Raw genomic sequence first — 19,255 nt, 5'->3', positions numbered from 1 at the left:
GATGTCCTATCTTATCTTCCTGCGCCTCAATAAGCCCCGGTGCCTTTGAGCACGATCGGGATTGTTTTGAAAATAATTTTCAGCTCCAGCCCCAGGCTCCAATGCTCAATATAATAGAGGTCAAGCTTGACCCACTCGTCAAACGGCAGATCGCTGCGCCCGTTAATTTGCCAAAGCCCCGTAATCCCGGGGCGGATGTCCAGGCGGCGCCATTCGTAATCGGTATACCGCTCCACTTCCTGGGGCAGCGGGGGCCGGGGGCCGACCAGGCTCATCTGGCCTAAAACGACATTGATCAGCTGCGGCAGCTCGTCAATCGAATACTTGCGGATAAACCGCCCCACCCGGGTAATCCGGGGATCGTTTTTCATTTTAAAAACAGGTCCATCCGCTTCGTTATGAGCGGCCAGCTGATGGATTAGCGATTCGGCGTTTTCCACCATCGATCTGAATTTGTACATGCCAAAAGGAGCACCGTTTTTGCCGATGCGCCGCTGCTTGATCATAACCGGGCCCTTGGAGTCCAGCTTGATGCAGACCGCCACCACCGCCAGCAGCGGCGAGATGACGATCAGCCCCAGGCTCGCAAGCACGATATCGACGGCTCGTTTCAAAATCAGATTTAAACCGCGCAACGGGGTTTTAACGATCTCGATGCACGGATAATCGTAAGCCTGGTCAAACACAACGCCGGAGGTGACCATTTCGAACATTTCCGGGATGATTTTAATGCGGACGTCGTATTTGCGGATTTTCGTGATCAGCTCGTTAATGATATTCCGCTCGGACGGGATCGTAATGTAAATTTCGTGAATCTGGTAGTGCTGCAGCAGTTTTTCAACCTGATCGATGCTGCCGATGACGTGGTTGTTCCCCGCTTTGTAATCGTCCAAAAAACCGACGAAACGATAGCCGTTCGTTTTGCTGGCAAACAGATTGTCCCGAATTTCCTCCCCTACGCGCCCCGCCCCGATGATCAGCACGTTTTTGCTGTATATATCGGTCCGTTTGAGGAGGAGCATGACACCCATCCGCAGCAGCCGGGACACAAAAGCGCACACAACGATCATGACCGCGAACGACAAGATGACGAGCCGGGAATACACTACCCCTGTTTGGAGAAAAAAGATAAGTCCCAACGCGATCAAAAAGGAAAAAAACACGGCTTTGCAGACAGTGAACGTGTCGTCGATGAGTTTGATGTCCCGGTCCCATTTATACAGGCCGTTGTGCGTGCTGTACAGCGCATAAATGGCGAAAATGACCGCCAGGAGGACTCCGTAGTCCCACGCGATGGGCAGATGCTCCAAGTTATGAAACAGCGTTGACCAGCTTCTCATGTTGTAAGCAGGCAGCACGCGGAGTGAAAACAACGCCAAAAAGCTGAGCACATACAGGATATATTCGAAGCCGATCAGGAAAAAATTGAGAATCCACTCCAGACGTACCGTCCTTTTTTTGTACGCCGTGATATTCTCCGCGATCAGCAGATTGGTCGTTTTGATTTTGCGATTGTTCATCGAAACGGACGAATTCATTTCTACACTCCCTAAATAAACTTCAAGCCCTTGGACGCCTGTCACTAACCGTGTTCTTGGAGCGGCAGCCTACCCGTTCATGCCGACGTCCCGGCCGGACCCTTGACTCTGCGCAGCCGCCGGCGCCGGCCGCTTTGCGGGTTTGGCCAATGCCGATTTCACCAAAGCCAGGGTAAATTGTACGGCGATCCCGGCGTAAATGGCCGCACTCACGAATATGTTGTAATTTTTCCGATAATGCTTGCGATAGAAAAGAATCATAGACCGATGAAACTCATAAATGATTTTTAGCGGACGGCGAGGCGCGCTGCCCCCTTTGTAATGTACGATCGTCGTGCGCGGATAATAGTAGTTGACCCATCCCGCCTGCTTGATCCGGTAACACCAGTCCGTGTCCTCCGCATACATAAAGTAATCCTCGTCCAACAAGCCGACCTGCTCGATCGTTTCCCGGCGGACCATCATAAACGCCCCGACCAGGCAGTCGATCGGATATTCCTCATCCGGATCCAGGTAGCCGAGCTGGTATTGATTGAACTTGGGATTGTTCGGGAACCGTTTGGAGAACCCAAAAGCATAATAAAATGAAGCCGAAGGCGTCGGAAACCCGCGCTTGCACGCTTTATCCAGCGATCCGTCCGGCAGAATCACCTTGCACCCGGAAGCTCCCACCTCAGGACGGCTGTCCATAAAGGAAAGCATGATGTCGAGCGTATCCTTTTGAATAACCGTATCCGAGTTCAGCAGCAGGACGTAACGGCCGGTTGATATTTTGATCGCCTGGTTGTTGGCGTACGAAAAACCCGTGTTTTGCCTGTTTTCAATCAACGTTGCCTGGGGAAATTCGCGGCGGATCGTCTCTACCGAATCGTCATGCGAATAATTGTCGACGACGATCACTTCATAGGTGTAGTCCGTTTCCGACGCGTAAACCGACCGCAGACAATCGACCGTTAAGCGGCATGTGTTGTAATTTACGATGACAATGCTTAAATCCACCGGGCAACGCTCCTGACAAATATAGTAATCTATCGACATTATATCATAGGTACCGCCTTAAATAGTTGTGTAAGAATTTTTCAATTTACTTTTTTTATGTGCTTCGTTGCTGTTATACTTAAAGTAAATCTCTTCCAATGCGAGGTGCCAAACCATGAAATGGAGCAGAACCAAAAGCGAGCGATTTGCTGACATCATGACCTTGACATTAGATATTTTACTGTATGTCCCGCGTCTTATGATTAGATGGTTTTCTTGAACGCGGACAACAATAGGGATCCGCTGACATTTTCGAGAGTAACGATTTCGAGAGTAACGATTTATAGATCCTCCGCTTATAGATCCGCCTTTGATAGATGTCTTTTCTCCAGAATCGCCCTTCGTTTCTCCTTTAATTGCGGGAGCTGCTTAAAAAATCCGCCCCACGCTCCGAGCACTTTCGGTTCCCTTAGCAAAATGTAACCGTGACTAGCCAGCTCATAGGCCAAGAGCTTCGGCAAATACGTTAGCCAGCGATAGCCGGTAAGATTTTTATAGATCATCTTATAGCGGTTAATATAGGAGTATCTGCGTACAAACAGCGGCTTCGAGCTGCGGCCGCCCTTTTTCCAGCCACGGGCGTGGGTTGCCTTCGCATCCGCGCAATAGTACGCTTTCCAACCGAGCAACCCCGCCCGCCAGGCGACGTCGACATCTTCTTTATAGGCAAAAAAGCTCTCATCGAAAAATTCGCCTTGATGCGAAATCTCCCGGATCATCTCCCTCCGGTAGAGCGCCGCTGCGCCCGACACGCCAAACGCTTCGCCTGATTCCTTCCAGGCTGTCGCCGGCTCCCCGGCTCCCCGGTCAAAAGCACGCCAGATTCCGTTCATGGCGAGACCGGTGCTGTCCACCGTTCCGGGAGAATCCTTGAAAAGGAGCAGTCCTGTAGCGCTTCCGATCTCCGGTTGCCGCTCCATCTCCCTGACAAGCCGCTCCACATATCCGTTCCCAAGCTCTACATCAGGATTAAGAACAAGTACGTAATCGCTTTCCGTCATGCGAATCGCCTGATTATGCGCAGGGGCAAAGCCGGTATTCGAGGGATTGGAAATGAGTTGAATGATACGGCTTTCCGTTCGTTCGATATAGTTACGTACGCGTTCCGCTGTACCGTCCACCGAGGCATTGTCGATAACGATAACTTTCTGAAGTTCGTACGTCTGCCGCAAAACGGCATTCAGACAAACTTCGATATCTTCAGCGCTGTTATAAGTTACAATGTGTACGGTAACCGTCGGGGATAATAACATGTTAAAGTTTCCTTTTCTTATAGAGGTAGTTCAGAAAGTCATCTTTTGATCACGAAGCAGGTCAAGTAGCTTAATCGACATCGAATCTTGAATTCAGCCGGGCCTTCCGGTGCTCACGTACCCAAAACGTACGCTCCGCTCCTTACGTCCCTAGCTTCATCCAACCTTCTCGGTGCTGAAAACCTGACTTTTTGAACTCGAAATTATAATAATTCCTGCCGTATTTATGTGGCGAGTTCATTATACCAAACGTGACTTCCTACGTACACTTCGGTTGACGGGGCGGCACTTTTTCATTATGGTAATTTTATGACAAAAGCTTCTGGAGGAATTTCTTTGAGAAAAGCAAAATTGGAAGAGATAGAAATCTTGCGTGGGATTGCGTTTTTGGCGGTCGTCCTGCAGCATGTCATCGCCGGCGTCTTTTACCAACCGGATGTGAGCGCCCCATCCATCATCGCCGGGACGACGTTCCTCGGATTCATCCGCTTCGCGGTTCCGCTGTTCGTTTTTATCACGGGCGTGGTGTTATTTTATAATTATGACGGTAAACTGAACTATCTGAGCTTTTTGCGGAAAAGATTCCGGCAAATCATCCTGCCCTATTTGACCTGGACCGTTTTTTACTTTGTTTGGGTCAGCTTCTTAAGCGGCGTTCCGGCATCAACGACCTGGAATGAGCTGCTTAATCTGTTAGAAGCCGCTCTTACGGGGAAAGCCTCATATCATCTATGGTTTATGGTGATGATCATACCGTTTTACATTTTGTTCCCATGCTTTCGATTGCTGATGTCCAAAAAAAGAAAAACATGGCTCAATCTACTCGTCGCGGCCATTTTCTTTGTGGTGAATCTCATTTTGGTTTACGCTTTGTCCAAAGGCATGATCGCCTCGGACAATCCGCAGCTTGCTTTTATTTTTGACTATCTGGACCGGAACTTCCTGTTCTGGATGTTTTATTTTGTACTGGGCGGTTTGGCGGGGCTGTATTACGAAACGTGGAAGAAATTTGTCGCCAAAGCCAAGTATATAGCCATCGCGGCTCTGGCGGTTTGCTTTTACTTTATTATTGACGATATCGTTCGAATTGCCGGCAGTTCCACCGGCGATCTGTACCTCTACAGCGCCAACGTAACGGCGCCGCTAAAACCGTTGATGATGATCACCATCATCGCTTTGATCGTGCTCGTCTTCGGAGCCGCGATGAAGCTGGCCGGCAAACCAACGAAGTTTACCCAGCTTCTCGGGTTGTTTGGCAAATATTCCTTCGGCACCTATCTCATGCACGCTTTCGTCTTGAGCTTCACCAGCCGTTTGGCGATCGATTATTTGTATATGCTGGACGTATACTCGCAAACAGTGATTTCCTTTGTTCTGTGCGCCTCCATCAGTTTGTTCCTTACCGTTTGGCTCAGCCGGATGAAGATTTCGGTGGGGGAGATGTGGGTGGGGAAGGTTTGATACCGTCTCAGAAAACATATAGCAATGGAGAAATCTTTTGATACAATGAGCCGAAGTAGGAGATACTGCAAATTCAAGGAAATAAAGAATCTTCTTCATAAAATAATCGCCGATGCTTTAGAGCACCGGCATTTTTTATGTTTATTTGATCTCCCCATTGCTCTCATAAAGCTCTCGCAAAAACGCCCTCAGTCCTTCCTTCCAAGGCGGTAAGTCTGCTAATCCATTCGTGCGGATCGACAAGTGATCCATCACCGAATTCCGCGGACGTGGAGCAGGACGCGGAAATTCCTCCGTCGTGCAAGGCTCTACCCGAACCGGATATTCTTCCCCCCAAACATTTTCAGCTTCCGCAAAAATCGCTTGGGCAAACTCAAACCAAGTGCATTCTCCTGTATTTGAAGCGTGGTAAATCCCGTACTTTTCCGTTTGTACCAGTTCCAGAAGGAAGGCTGCCAAATCGACCGTATAAGTAGGGGATCCTTTTTGGTCATCCACGACCTTAAGCAGCGGTTTTTCTTGGCCTAGTTTCAACATCGTTTTCACAAAATTATGGCCATGCAGCCCGTACACCCAAGAAGTGCGAACGATAAAAAACGCGGAAGACAAGCTTTGCACGAGCACTTCTCCCGCCCGCTTCGATTTGCCGTAAATGCTTTGAGGATCAGTATTATCGAATTCATGATAAGCCGAAGTTGCATTTCCATCGAAGACATAGTCCGTACTGATGTAACAAAATTTAGCCTGCACCTGTTCGGCTGCAACGACCATATTTCTAGTTCCTACTGCGTTTACTGCATAGGCACCATCAATATCGGTTTCCGCTTGATCGACGGCGGTATAAGCCGCACAGTGAATGATCGCATCCGGTTTGAAATCCTGCACGCGTTTTAGGCACACCTCGTAATCGGTTATGTCCAGCGAAGCTCGATCACACGGCAGAACCTCGTGTCCGGCTTGCTCAAAAAGCCCTACGACATCTTTTCCTAACTGTCCTCCGGCCCCGGTGACAAGCACTCTCATGGGCGCTCACCCAGACGGTCGCCGTACTGCTTGACGTAATACTCCTGGTATGCACCGGATTGAATGCGGGTCCACCATTCCTTATTATCCAAGTACCAACGAATCGTTTCTTTAATTCCGGTTTCAAAAGAATGCTTCGGCTTCCAACCGAGCTCTTGCATGGTCTTGGTAGGATCAATGCCATAGCGGCGGTCATGTCCGGGACGGTCCTGCACATGTTTGATCAAGGATTCCGGTTTACCAAGCTGCTCCAGTATCGTCCGCACAATATGCAAATTCGTCCGCTCGTTATTTCCCCCGATGTTATAAACTTCGCCATTTCGGCCATTGTGAATCACCAGATCTATCGCACTGCAGTGATCTTCTACGTATAACCAATCGCGTACATTCAACCCATCCCCATACACTGGGAGCGCCTCGTCAGCCAATGCCTTGGAAATCATGAGAGGGATCAACTTTTCCGGGAATTGATAAGGTCCGTAGTTGTTCGAGCAGCGTGTTATGTTCACCGGCAGCCCAAAGGTTTCGTGATACGCACGTACAAGCAGATCCCCTCCGGCCTTACTTGCCGAATAGGGACTGTTAGGCGCGAGCGGCGTTTCCTCAGTAAACAACCCCGTTTCTCCCAATGTCCCGTAAACTTCATCCGTAGAAACCTGTACGTATTTCTTAACGCCATGCTTTTTAGCCGCGTCAAGCAGCACCTGGGTCCCCAGCACATTCGTCTTCACAAAAACATCCGGCTCCAAAATACTCCGGTCCACATGCGACTCCGCCGCAAAGTTGACTACCACGTCAACGCCTTGGCCGATCAGTTCATCCATCGTTCTGGCATCCGTAATGTCCGCCTTCACAAAAGTATGATTCGGATGGCCTTCCACCGATTTCAGGTTTTCTAGATTTCCCGCATAGGTCAGCGCATCCACATTCACAATTTGGTAATCCGGATGCTGATTTAACATATATAATACAAAATTGCTGCCGATAAATCCGGCACCGCCTGTTACAAGCAGTTTCATGGAAAAAATCCTCCTAGTCGAAATTCATTTCCGCTTCCGCGAATGTCGGATGCCTCCGGTCTTTGTCCGAAAGCAACGGCTCACTGACCGGCCAATCGATATTTAAAGCCGGATCATTCCATAATATGCCGCGGTCATGCTCCGGAGAATAATATTCGTCCACTTTATATAGAACTTGTGTGTTTGGCACGAGAGTGCAAAAACCATGTGCAAAGCCTTTAGGAACCAACAGTTGGCGTTTATTGTATTCACTAAGAATAACTCCGACCCATTGACCAAAAGTGGGCGAGCTCTTGCGAATATCTAAAATTACATCATAAATAGCCCCGGTCAGCACCCGAATCAGTTTAGTTTGCGCCTTGGGATTCAACTGGTAATGCAGTCCCCGCAGTACGCCTGGCTCCGCAGATAACGACTGATTGTCCTGAATAAACTCATAATTGATACCGAGCCCACGAATCACGGACTCATTGTAACTTTCCATAAAAAAACCCCGGTGATCTCCATGTACCACCGGTTCAAGCAACGCCGCGCCTTTTAGTTTTAGCGGGGTTGATTTCATAATTAGTTTCCTCCTTACATAAATAATAAATAAAATGAACTCATTTGAAACATTATATTTTTTTACGACCAAACTGAAGAACCACGAGTTAATTATTTTTGCTTATTCGTTTCTACTAAATTGAACACCCAAAATTTTGAAACTGAGAAATTAAAAATTGGTACTACTGCTATTGAAAGAAGTTGAGCAATCAAGTAGGATTGCTCAAAGACATTCACAATAACAAACATTATCAATACGTTAATCAAGAGACCTAAAGAACAGGTTATAGAGTACTTAATAAAACTGCTTTTATTTTTTTTGCTTCGCTTAAAAGTCCACATAGAGTTTAATATATAGGATATTATTAATGAACATAGAAAGCCTAAAATTGTGGAAACTACAGGAATAACCCCGAATAATTCAACACAAGCAGTCAAAACTATAGTATGAACTATAGTTCCTATAATACCAATAATTCCATATTGTATAAAACTGATTAGCGTTGGATTCTTCCTGATATTTCTTATTATGTTATATTTCATGGTTTTTGGTATTTTCCTCGTTTCAAGACTGATCTGAATTTTTATGAGATAAAAAATTTTGTTGAATCTGTTTTAATTCATTCTTGATCAGTCCGATTTCTTGTGTCAATCTCTTATTTTGGTTCGAGAGTTTAGAAATAATTACTGTATAACTATATAATATAATAAAAACTAAAATAAAAGATATTAGGTAAAGTGCGTTCACTGGAGTTTCAATATAAATGTTGTTTGCTATAAAGAATAGAATATACGGAAAAATAGCTAGTATTAAGGAAATAAAATTCAATAATATCCATAATAAAGTATACTTTAGCTCTAATTTATACTTACGAATATTATTTAAAAGAAAAAGAAGAAGGCATATATTCAAAATAATAAGTACTATCTGCAAATGAAATGATATCATTTTTCTATGCTAATCTCCTTTTTTTCAACTCTTAGAAAATCAATAACAATCGCTAAAGAAACTTTAAACATATAATAAACTGCCTTTACTTTATTGATAGATGAAGCTCCCTTTTCCCTACTATTCATAATAACGGGAACTTCTACCACTTTATAACGTTGTCTCAGCAAAGTAACTATCGTTTCTGGTTCAGGATAATCTGCAGGATAACTTTGAGCAAAAAGTCGAATAACTGATTTAGTGCATGCCCTGAATCCAGACGTTGGATCAGTAATTTTTGTTTGTAATAACAGTTTTATCAAGTTACTAAAATGTTTAATACCCATTCGGCGGAAAATACTTGATTGAAACCCCTCTTTAGCTATATATCTAGAACCGATTACCATATCAGCTTCGTTATTAATAATAGGAGTGATTAAATCAGAAATATATTCAGGGTTATGTTGACCATCACCATCAATTTGAATAGCAATATCATAATCATACCTTGCTGCAAATTTATATCCCGTTTGAACTGCTCCACCAATCCCAAGGTTATTAGGAAGATCTACATACGATACAAGGTGTCTTTCACAAATGTCCAATGTATTATCAGTAGAACAATCATTCACTACTAAAATATCAATATTATATTGTCGCAATTTTTCAAGAAGAGAATTCAAATTCCCTTCCTCGTTATAAGCAGGAACGATTGCTAATATCTTCAACTCTTACACCCCTTCATTTACTCATATCCCAATTATAATTAATTTTATACTATTGAGCATCTTCAACATTTACTATTTATTAATAATTAATTTGATATATTGACCAAGGATCTATCTTATCTTTATAGAGTAAAGTAACTTCTCCTTTATCTATAATCGATTGCGGAATGGGAATGATTGTAAAAATATATTTAACATTTAATTCCTTTGCAGTTTCAATTGGAATATAAATAATTCGATTTGTTCCATCTACTTTTTGAGATCTCTCCCGATCAAGTAGTAAAACTTCTAATGGACCGTCAGTTAGCCTCATATCTATATGAGCAAATTGATTCCATAAATTTACGTATTTATGGTCTTTATCAATAGTTTCCATCATTGCCCAATCGGGATAATAATAAGTTCCAGTTGTTCTAGCAACCCCTTGGGCAGTAACTAAGTTTGATATCGTTGGGCTGCCACTTACCATCCATCGTCCTTTATCTTTTCCATCAATTTCTCTAATTTTGGCCATAGTTGTTTTTTCGAACATAGAGTCTGTCCCCTGAGTAATTGGGTTAACCATCAATGTAGACCCTATTGAAATCAAAACTAGTAAAATGGCTAATCTACGTGTTCGATTCCTTCCACCTGTCAGCAATAAAAAACCAATATAAGATAGCAAAGCAACTAATAGTATCATTAAAACTGTGCCAAATTTAAACGACTTATAGTACTCAAAGACATTGTTACTATTTGTAAGAACACAAAGAGTAAAGAAGAAAATGGTTCCAGTGATGATAGAAGCAGCCTTAGTAGATAGTACTCCCTTAGCTTTCTTTTCAAGTAATGGTAACAATGAAATAATTAATAGTGTAAAACCAAATCCATATGCATACGTAATTCTAATTGGATAAGTAAAACTCATTAAAGTTATTTTATTTAATAATGAGTTGTAGGGCATCCACGCCATAAGCCAGAGCCCAACCGATGTAAACAGTAACAATATCGGAAGCAACAACTTCTTATTTTTAACTATTAATATAGTTATAATTATTACAAAAGGTGTAAGAGAATAAAATTGGCTTATTTCACTAGCATTAAGAAAATCAGGATGTCGTATAATAGCTGTAAACGGGTTGACAAACTGATACAGTTCATAATCCCATGGTAGTTTAATCCAGGGTCTAGTCGAACCAGGATAGGTTGTATTCATAATTGTATGAAGTGCATCACTAGATTTGACAAAAAAGCGAACAATAATCGCAAAAAAAGGTATGAGAGCTAACGAATAGTGAAATATTCTTTTCAAAGAAAATGGTCTATATTCCTTATTTTTTATAGATAGATAAATAATGATAGCTAAAAATATATATGCTAGAGGAACCTGTGTAGCAGGATACATAGTTAGCGTATATACTAACGCAAAGAAACCTATACCCAATAAACAAGAGATCTTAATATGTTTTTTTTCCGCCCTCAAGTACTTGTCAAAAAGTACTACTGCAAATTGTCCACTCATTAACATTAACATTAATGTTTGTGATAGCCACCATTGAACTGGTGGAGCAAAACAAATTATAAACGCAGCTAATATAGCATATCTGTAGCGCTTTGTTAGTAAATATCCCATTTCAAAAGAAGCCATAAACAATAATATTAAACGGAAGCACCAATAAAATGAAAATGCATACTCACCTGGTAAGAAAAGAAATCCCCACAAATCAGGACGTGCTAAAATGGTTATATCTTTAACCGGGGCAAAAGCCGATACAACCATATCATTACCATCGAAACTCAAGTTTTTATTAAAATAAGGTAGCTCATTATCGCCCATAATTTGGGCAAAATAATACGGTTTTTCTGTAGCCCATTCATCTCCACGAATGCCTTGTGGAATTCCTAACAGGGTACTTTCATGGTAATTCGCAGTGTTCCCTTGAAGCATACCATCATAAAAACCTAAAGAAGAACCAGTGAATTTACCAATAACCATAAGTAATAAAAATAAAAAGGCAATTCCGTACCGATAGCGAACAGCTTTACGTATCCCTAGATATATAACTATTCCTATAGCAAAGACAAAAATAAATATAAAATAAACCCGATCTAAGGAAAAAAACAGAGACTTAGAAAAATATCGATATAATGTATCGAAACCGAATAAATTAGCAGTTTTTGCAATAAGGCGAAAAACTACCACATCCGTAAAAAAAGCAAGTATAAAAGAATAAGTCAGAACTAGTAACAATCCTAATATTCTGTCTTTTTTACTTAAAGGATGACATATAAGTTTCTTGTTAATTTTTTTGATAGAAAACAACAATGGTTTCAGTAAATTAATAATTATAGCCAAATTGACTAATAGTAATGTACATATAATAAGAAAAAATTCTTTTACAAGAAAGTCAATTCTAAATGAAGGTGCAGTTCCAAATAATAGATTCTCACTATAAATGTGTCCATCCTCTCCGGTAGTAACAACATCTATATATTGATCTACTATTTTTAAATTATCAATATCATTTAGATTTGAAAATCGTTTTTTAAACTCTTCATTTGAGAAAGCAATTTCATAAATTGGCGATTTTAAAATTGAAAAAGAATAAATTTCAAACGATGTTGGAACTGTACCAAAATCAATTCGAAGTTTATTTAAATTTTTCAATGGAACTTTAACTACGATAGCTTCGATTCCGTTTTTTGAATTATAATCAAATGTAGCCATATGTGAATCATCAAATGGATAGTCTTCACTTAGATTATCATAAAAGAAATGAAGCAATGTGTCTTCCTGACCACGCAAAGTAATTTTCACAGAAGGTTGGAACAGGCTAAACAAAATGCCATTAAATAAAAGAAAGAGAATAACGAATATAAAAACTTTTCTTTTTTTTAATATTGTATTTGTCATTATACTTACTCCTAATAAAATGCATGATAGAGCATTATTTGAATATTCTTCTAAATACTTTTTTCAAAAAGACTTTAAATCCTTGATTTTTAATGATTTGAAAACATTTATTAAATAATCCCGAAGTTTTCTTAATTATCAGTTGTGAACTCAGTCTCTTTCTAAAATATTCATTACTCATTTCAAAAGGGTTCTCTAGACTAAACATAACGTCGTAATCTTTTCGATATGAAATTCTAATCGAATCATCAATCTTTTCGTTTGAATTGTATTTACCGTATGACCAGGGTGTCTTGGATATATTATCTGAATCGTTACTATCATGGATTTTTGAATATTCGGCGTATAGATTCCTAAATGGATGAGGCCCCTCCGGCAGCCACTCTCTCATACATTTTTCAGCGGAATCTCCATAACCGGAAAAATGTATGAACCGTAGAGGATCCCCTTTTATAAAATAGTTCCCATTTTGTTCTGTCATGCCACAGTCCAACAGTGACCAGGGAGCGAAATCATAACCTCTATGTCTAAATATTTCGACATCAAAGAAACAGGGGGCTAAATCAATCCACTTCTGATCAGTAAAAATTCCGTTAACAATATCGTCGTAACAAAAAAGGTAGAGTCTTTCAGCCCACCAATCTATAAATTTTCGGGCTTCCTCACTGCGACTGACTCCTAAAAAGCCAAGATTATACACTCCATGAGCTGTACTAGAGAGCTCCATATCAATATTCCCAGGATCAAGCAGATGAGGACATAATACGATCGGACGTGTATCTAAAATAGAGCGTAATTCTGTAAAATCCGAGTAAACATACACATCTGGATCAAGATAAATAAATTTATTTTCTTTTGGATATTCCGTGTATAAGTATCGAAAAAATTGGCCTTTAACAGCAGTCGAGGCTTCCACTATAGTATGTTTAAAGATAAAACGATCAAAATTCCCCTCCCAAGCATCCTTGGATAAAACAATTCGATCAAAATAAGGAGATTCATACTGAGGCAATAATTCTTTTTCTGTTAAACAAATTATAAAAGTTGCATCAGGAATATTATCCTTTACCGATTTCGCAAGAGTTCTAGCCTTGTGCAGATAATTTGCACAAATAGATGTAAAAATGATCATAAATATACCTCTATTATTTAATAATATATTTTTTTATGATGGATTTAAGTATAGGAATTCTTTTGATTTTCTCTAAAATTGTAATACTGTCTTGTAGCGCCCTGTTCAAAAAAATCTGTTCTATTAGAGCATCTCTTATGACTAGTGGATATAAATGTTTATATTTTTCATAAAGGGCCGGATGTTGAGAAAAAATATCACTATAGGTTTTTTTAACAATATTGATATCTGTTAAGAATTCGGTTGTACGTGAACTAGGTTTAATTCTGTAATGAAATAAAACTTCGGGAATTTGATATATTTCCCGGCCTAATTCTAGCAGAGATAACCAGAAATCATAATCTTCCATTCCATGCTCCATATTAGTATTGAATCCGCCAACCTTCTCCCAGTCTTCTTTATAAAACATTGCGGTAACAAAAACAATGTTATCTAGAAGCATTTTTTCTAGTGAATAATTCGGGAGGTCCCATCTACCGCTCCTTTCCCCGAATAAATCCGCGTAACAATAAACTACACCAATATGATTATTTTTATTTAATATGTTAACCGCCTTCTCCACATAGTCCGGCTCAATAGTATCATCTGAATCCAAGGGTAATATGTATTTTCCCGTGGCTTCTGCAATTCCGGCATTTCTTGCCCCTGCCGGCCTAAGGCGATTGGTACGTATAAGTTTAATATCCGAATCAGTTACTTTGTCATTTAACACTTTTAGAGTATGATCATCATTAGAGCCATCGTCAACAACAATTAATTCTATATCCTTATATGTCTGTGCTTTGACAGAAGCAATAGCCTCCTCAATATAGGCACCATCATTGTAGCAAGGCATAATAATACTTACTTTACTCATCAAGCGTCCCCCTAGTTATCTCACCATGAAACAAAACATTTTTAACAGCTTTAAACTTATGCTCTCTTGCAAATTTAGTTATATGACTAAGATATTTTTGCGTATTTTCTAACTCGTGTTCAACAATTTCCAGTTTGGCTTGAGTACTTTTTTGAGCTGATAATGCTTCATCAAGATGAGCCTGAGTAGATTTGAGTTCATTTGTTGTAAAGACTAATTGATTTTCCGTTTTCTCATAGTTCTGTTGAATTGTAATAATTTTATTTTGTATATCAGCAACAAGCTCTCTTAATTGATTAATTTCTATTTCCCGTTCTAGGTACCCCTCTGTCCAATCGATAATACTACAGAAAAAATCGATTGTTAAATAAGTAGCATTTGTAAAGTCTCCAAAAATCTCAAACTGCGGATCGAAGGTAAAGAACTTAGCCCCCTTATCCTCAGAGTTCTCTTCAGCATTAATTGGGTTAATATCTGAAACTATTCCATCTGTCTCAATACTCTTTATTTTTACCCAACTAGCCTCCCCCTCTAGAGGATCCCATCTTAATAATTTTGCCTTTTTTAATGTATCTTTTTGAAAAGTTACTCTGAAATAACCAGAAACAGGCACTGCGTATTTACTTTCAATATTAACATCGGTATAACCTTTACCAACGTCGAAAAATAATGTGGTTTTCAATCTATTTTCCTTCAAGTACTGAGTTACTGCTCTTTCGATATTAAGTGGAATAATATCCTTTGAAAGACTATAAAGCTCTTTTATTCCAACATATTCTCTTGCAAAGTGAGTTTCCCAGCTAATAAAACACTCCTCAGTTTGCTGATCAATATGAATTAAGTCATTTATTATAGATGGGGTAAGGAGCGAATCTAAAGAATGATCTGTCATAAATTGTCTAAGCATTCTCCAGATCACAAATTCAAGCGGTAGTTCACAGCGAAAATGCCACTCGTAATCAATTACCCTATAACTATTTTCATTTACAAATACATTACCAGATATCATGTCGAGGTTTCGATCTGAAGCCCAATGAAGTTCCTGTTGACAACGCAAGTCCCCAAAAATCTCTTTAAATTCCGAAGAATGCGGTTGATGTTCTTTAGGGACATTATTAAACAAAGTATCTCTAAAACGAGAAATTTCTTTGTAGAAAAGATTTTGATCATTCCTTAAAGCTTCAATCAAAAGTTCCTCTAAACTTACCTGTGACAGAAATGAATATGAAAGCCCTGTGGTTTCTTTTTTACAAGCAATATTCTCCATAGATCCATCATAGGAATATTGAAATCCACTGTAACGTTCCATATTACTTAAGTGCATTAATGCTTTTGAATTTAAAGCCTTCTTATATACACAATTCATAGCATCATCGAAAATTGTGCAAATGCGAAATTGTTCTTTTCTATTTGCACTTAATTTTGCATAAGAAATATTTGCTGCTTTTTCATTTGGCACTGAAGCTATCTCAACAAGAAAAGAATTAGCAAAGTTATCCATAATCTTTTGCTTCATAAAGGATTGGTAGATTTTTTGTTCTTCAAACAATGCTGCTCTGGACATATCCATAGGATAATTCGGAACCGAAGGCACTATCGTATTTATTGTTTTATCCGTAAAAATTTCCGCAGGGAACTTATAATCAGGATAAGGGTAATAGTACTTCAAAACATGAAGACTTGCCTGTTCAACTAATTCACAAAGTTCTACCTTAGAAAAAGTTCTTACTTTCTCACCATGCATGTAACCGTTAATCCCAGAAAAATACTCGCCAGTATGATCTTCCTTAGCACCTGAAAAATATTTAAGTCCTAATCTGTTCTCAATAGAAACTAGTATTCTGCCTTTTTCATTTAAATGAGAACTGGATATTTCCAGAAATTTTTTATATGGATTCTCACTATCAATCATATAAGCAGCATATTCTAAGACACCATTTACGATAACGTAATCGAACTTCCAATCTGAAGGAATACTTTGAATGTCACCCACTACAATTTCTAAATTCTCATAGTGTTTGTGGCGTTGATAATTTATCTCGGCACGTCGTTTTGTTAACTCGACTGCAACAACCTTCTCAGCCCGTTCACAAAATAACCCTGTTATTGCCCCGCAGCCCGCTCCAATTTCCAAAATGCTGCAATTTTGCTTAAATGGAAACCAATTCAATATGTTGTGTCGGAGATGAGAAAAATGATAAACAATCGGCCATCTCCCATCCTGATACCAATCGTATTCGTCCATTGATTGAGAAATTTTAAATAATTCTTGTTCAATATCCCCATCAGAGTAGAGGTCGTCATTACTCGATTTATAGTAATCAAGATTTAACTTTGCCATTCTATGCCCTCCAACTCACATTTTCAAAATTTCACTTAAGATCTCGCCTATTTAATGAGTACATATCAGGTCCACCTATATCAAAATGCACCTGAATATCGTTAATTTCATCGTCTATTACTCTAAAAGATTTAATTATTGAATACGAGTCAATTTCTGTTAAAAATATCCTATCATCTACACTAACCAAACCATAAGGGACCCCCCTTACGTCCAATACTCCCATTATATCCTCATATGATTCTTCTATATTGGATAGATCTTTGACTCTGATTAATCCTGGCGTAATATCGCCGGCACCATTTTGATAAATACTAATATAAAAATACGAACCAATTTTTATAATTTCATTCATTCCTTGAAAATTAAAAGGAACAGTGTATTCATTAACTAAATCAAATGATAAATCCTGATGATTAACCACCATTATCTTACCCGGACCCGAAACAATATAAAGACTATCATTTATTAAGCTAATAGATCTAACATAAGCCGATTTTAGAAAATCCAACTTAACTACTTTCTCAACTTCAACAACATCATTAATATTCTTTAATACGAATATCTGCTGGGATGACGCGGAAATTCCGTAAAATCGATTTGTATTGTTGTCATAAACAATTTTATTGGGTTGTCGACCAATTCCTGAGATTGTCTGCGTTTCTACAAAGTTGCTAGATCCAAATATCTTTAATACCTTTACCGCATCATTCCCCGTATCTTCAATTAAAATCACCGAACCATCTGATGCAATCGAATGAGGATTATTTAAATCTATAGGTAAATTATCCCAATATTCGATTTCATCTAATAAATTATCATTGTGAACTACACGATGGTGCCAGCAATCTACAATAAAATAACGTTCGTCAATTTTAGTTATGAACGTCGGTGAGTAAAGTTTAGATTTATAATTATTAAAATCACTTGTAATCCCTGATTGGGAAGCAACAACTTCCCTTGTGTAACTCAGATATGCTTTGCAAACTTCATTGGCGTTACCAATCATTTTGATCTCACCACGATCAAGCCATATAACTCGAGAGCACATTTGTCTAATTTGTTCTATGCTATGAGAAACCATAATAACGGTTGTGCCTCCGCTCATTAACTCACGCATCCTCCGTGCACTCTTCTTCTGAAAGCTAGCATCACCGACTGATAGTATCTCATCTACAATCAAAATATCTGGATCAACTAGTGTTGCAATCGAAAATGCCAACCGCATTGTCATACCAGAGGAAAAATTGCGGACAGGAACATTCATAAACTCATGTAATTCTGAAAATTCAACAATCTCATCATATTTCTCTGTTAAGTACTTTTTAGAATAGCCGAGTACGGCTCCATTAAGAAAAACGTTCTCTTTAGCAGTTAGATCAATATCAAATCCGGCCCCAAGTTCTAACATTGGTGCAATGTTACCCATGACTTTTACGTTTCCCTCAGTAGGGGCCAGTATTCCCGAAATAATCTTAAGCAAGGTGCTTTTCCCTGCACCATTATTGCCAATAATCCCTACGACTTCTCCTTTTTTAATAGAAAACGAAACATCATTTAATGCGACGAATTCTTTGTATTCAATCTTACCCGATACCTTTTTAATAACATATTCTTTAAGACTCATAATACGATCATTTGCCATCCGGAACTTCATAGAAACATTATCTACTGAAATCAAATTGATCTCCTCACAAATTAAGAATAAATTTATTTTGAGTCCGTTTAAACACTATTATTCCGATAACCAAAGAACATACAGCTATAAGCCCACAATTTATCCATGCTTTCGCAACCGGTAAACCACCTTCTAAAATTATAAATCTAATGAATCTTATAAAGTGATACATAGGGTTTAATTTCAGCACGGTCGCCATTGAAGATGGAAGTATGCTTTCAGGATAAAATATTGGGGTTAAGTAAGTCCAAATCGTCAGCACAATACTATATAAAAACTGGGTATCTCTGAAGAACACCATCACCGACGCAAGCAAAAAAGACACTCCGCAAATAAATATGAATAGACATAAAATTCCGTACAGGATCGCGAAGTGTGTCCACGTAATTTTCATTCCACTAGCTATGATTACGACATAAAGGGCTAATAAAGAAAACAAAAAATTAACGCCAGAAGAAACAACACGAGAAAATGGATAGATATATTTGGGAATATAAACCTTATTAATAAGTGATGCGTTCTGAATAATGCAGGTCATTGATTGCGTTGTTGCATCAGACATATAGTTAAACATAACAATACCGCTTAACAAATAAACCGCATAGTTGGGTATATCAAATCGAAATACTGTAGAAAAAACCATATATTGTACAACCATTATCAGTAATGGATTTAGCAGGCTCCACAAAATACCCAAAACCGATCTTCTGTACTTTGTTTTAAAATCCCTCTCAACCAGTTGAGAAAGCAGGAAACCGTATTTACCATACAAATTTACAGCTCTTTTTACGAACATGAATTAACCCCACAATCATTGGAATCCT

16 protein-coding genes are annotated in these 19,255 nt (G+C 39.4%); 1 reads left to right on the top strand and 15 read right to left on the bottom strand.

Annotated elements, in window-relative coordinates; translation table 11 throughout:
* Nucleotides 1-26 precede the first annotated feature (26 nt).
* The 3 genes from NYE74_RS07455 to NYE74_RS07445 all read right to left on the bottom strand — a co-directional run bounded on the left by NYE74_RS07455 (nt 27) and on the right by NYE74_RS07445 (nt 3,829).
* The gene (locus tag NYE74_RS07455; RefSeq protein ID WP_341004705.1) at nt 27-1,538 is read right to left on the bottom strand and encodes a sugar transferase; all 1,512 of its coding nucleotides are present in this window, start codon (nt 1,536-1,538) and stop codon (nt 27-29) included.
* A 69-nt stretch (nt 1,539-1,607) separates the two neighbouring features.
* Complete coding sequence (locus NYE74_RS07450) at nt 1,608-2,537, bottom strand: glycosyltransferase family 2 protein (protein ID WP_036619445.1); 930 nt, start codon at nt 2,535-2,537, stop codon at nt 1,608-1,610.
* 335 nt (nt 2,538-2,872) lie between these two features.
* Nucleotides 2,873-3,829 carry a glycosyltransferase family 2 protein gene (locus tag NYE74_RS07445; RefSeq protein WP_213509776.1) on the bottom strand — a complete coding sequence of 319 codons (957 nt, stop codon included), beginning with the start codon at nt 3,827-3,829 and terminating at the stop codon, nt 2,873-2,875.
* A 336-nt stretch (nt 3,830-4,165) separates the two neighbouring features.
* Between NYE74_RS07445 and NYE74_RS07440 the strand changes: the two genes are divergently transcribed.
* Nucleotides 4,166-5,290, top strand: coding sequence for an acyltransferase (locus NYE74_RS07440; RefSeq protein ID WP_326044643.1), 1,125 nt, complete (start codon nt 4,166-4,168; stop codon nt 5,288-5,290).
* Between the two features lie 141 nt (nt 5,291-5,431).
* Here the strand turns inward: NYE74_RS07440 and rfbD are convergent, their stop codons facing one another.
* The 12 genes from rfbD to NYE74_RS07390 form a co-directional block, all read right to left on the bottom strand.
* Complete coding sequence (rfbD, locus tag NYE74_RS07435) at nt 5,432-6,313, bottom strand: dTDP-4-dehydrorhamnose reductase (RefSeq protein WP_036619440.1); 882 nt, start codon at nt 6,311-6,313, stop codon at nt 5,432-5,434.
* A complete protein-coding gene (rfbB, locus tag NYE74_RS07430) occupies nt 6,310-7,332 on the bottom strand; it encodes a dTDP-glucose 4,6-dehydratase (RefSeq protein ID WP_341004704.1) in 1,023 nt (340 codons plus the stop codon). The genes rfbD and rfbB overlap by 4 nt, the downstream gene beginning before the upstream one ends.
* 13 nt (nt 7,333-7,345) lie before the next feature.
* On the bottom strand, nt 7,346-7,894 hold the full coding sequence (rfbC, locus tag NYE74_RS07425) for a dTDP-4-dehydrorhamnose 3,5-epimerase (RefSeq protein ID WP_240752106.1): 549 nt from the start codon (nt 7,892-7,894) through the stop codon (nt 7,346-7,348).
* Between the two features lie 92 nt (nt 7,895-7,986).
* The gene (locus NYE74_RS33295) at nt 7,987-8,418 is read right to left on the bottom strand and encodes a GtrA family protein (RefSeq protein ID WP_411831165.1); all 432 of its coding nucleotides are present in this window, start codon (nt 8,416-8,418) and stop codon (nt 7,987-7,989) included.
* Between the two features lie 22 nt (nt 8,419-8,440).
* On the bottom strand, nt 8,441-8,824 hold the full coding sequence (locus NYE74_RS33290) for a DUF2304 domain-containing protein (protein WP_411831164.1): 384 nt from the start codon (nt 8,822-8,824) through the stop codon (nt 8,441-8,443).
* On the bottom strand, nt 8,821-9,531 hold the full coding sequence (locus NYE74_RS07420; protein ID WP_240752107.1) for a glycosyltransferase family 2 protein: 711 nt from the start codon (nt 9,529-9,531) through the stop codon (nt 8,821-8,823). Before NYE74_RS07420 ends, NYE74_RS33290 begins: the two co-directional genes overlap by 4 nt.
* 79 nt (nt 9,532-9,610) lie before the next feature.
* Complete coding sequence (locus NYE74_RS07415) at nt 9,611-12,424, bottom strand: DUF7657 domain-containing protein (protein WP_240752108.1); 2,814 nt, start codon at nt 12,422-12,424, stop codon at nt 9,611-9,613.
* A gap of 34 nt (nt 12,425-12,458) precedes the next feature.
* Nucleotides 12,459-13,556, bottom strand: coding sequence for a glycosyltransferase (locus tag NYE74_RS07410; protein ID WP_240752109.1), 1,098 nt, complete (start codon nt 13,554-13,556; stop codon nt 12,459-12,461).
* 13 nt (nt 13,557-13,569) lie between these two features.
* The gene (locus tag NYE74_RS07405) at nt 13,570-14,412 is read right to left on the bottom strand and encodes a glycosyltransferase (protein WP_240752110.1); all 843 of its coding nucleotides are present in this window, start codon (nt 14,410-14,412) and stop codon (nt 13,570-13,572) included.
* A complete protein-coding gene (locus NYE74_RS07400; RefSeq protein ID WP_240752111.1) occupies nt 14,405-16,753 on the bottom strand; it encodes a class I SAM-dependent methyltransferase in 2,349 nt (782 codons plus the stop codon). The genes NYE74_RS07405 and NYE74_RS07400 overlap by 8 nt, the downstream gene beginning before the upstream one ends.
* Nucleotides 16,754-16,784: 31 nt before the next feature.
* Nucleotides 16,785-18,434, bottom strand: coding sequence for an ABC transporter ATP-binding protein (locus NYE74_RS07395; RefSeq protein ID WP_240752112.1), 1,650 nt, complete (start codon nt 18,432-18,434; stop codon nt 16,785-16,787).
* Between the two features lie 10 nt (nt 18,435-18,444).
* A complete protein-coding gene (locus tag NYE74_RS07390; RefSeq protein WP_240752113.1) occupies nt 18,445-19,227 on the bottom strand; it encodes an ABC transporter permease in 783 nt (260 codons plus the stop codon).
* Nucleotides 19,228-19,255: the final 28 nt, after the last annotated feature.

This window comes from Paenibacillus sp. FSL P4-0127, assembly GCF_038007325.1.
In the GTDB taxonomy this organism is placed as follows: Bacteria; Bacillota; Bacilli; order Paenibacillales; family Paenibacillaceae; genus Fontibacillus; species Fontibacillus macerans.
Note: the sequence above shows the minus strand (reverse complement) of the source record. Positions and strands in the feature narration are given on the sequence as shown.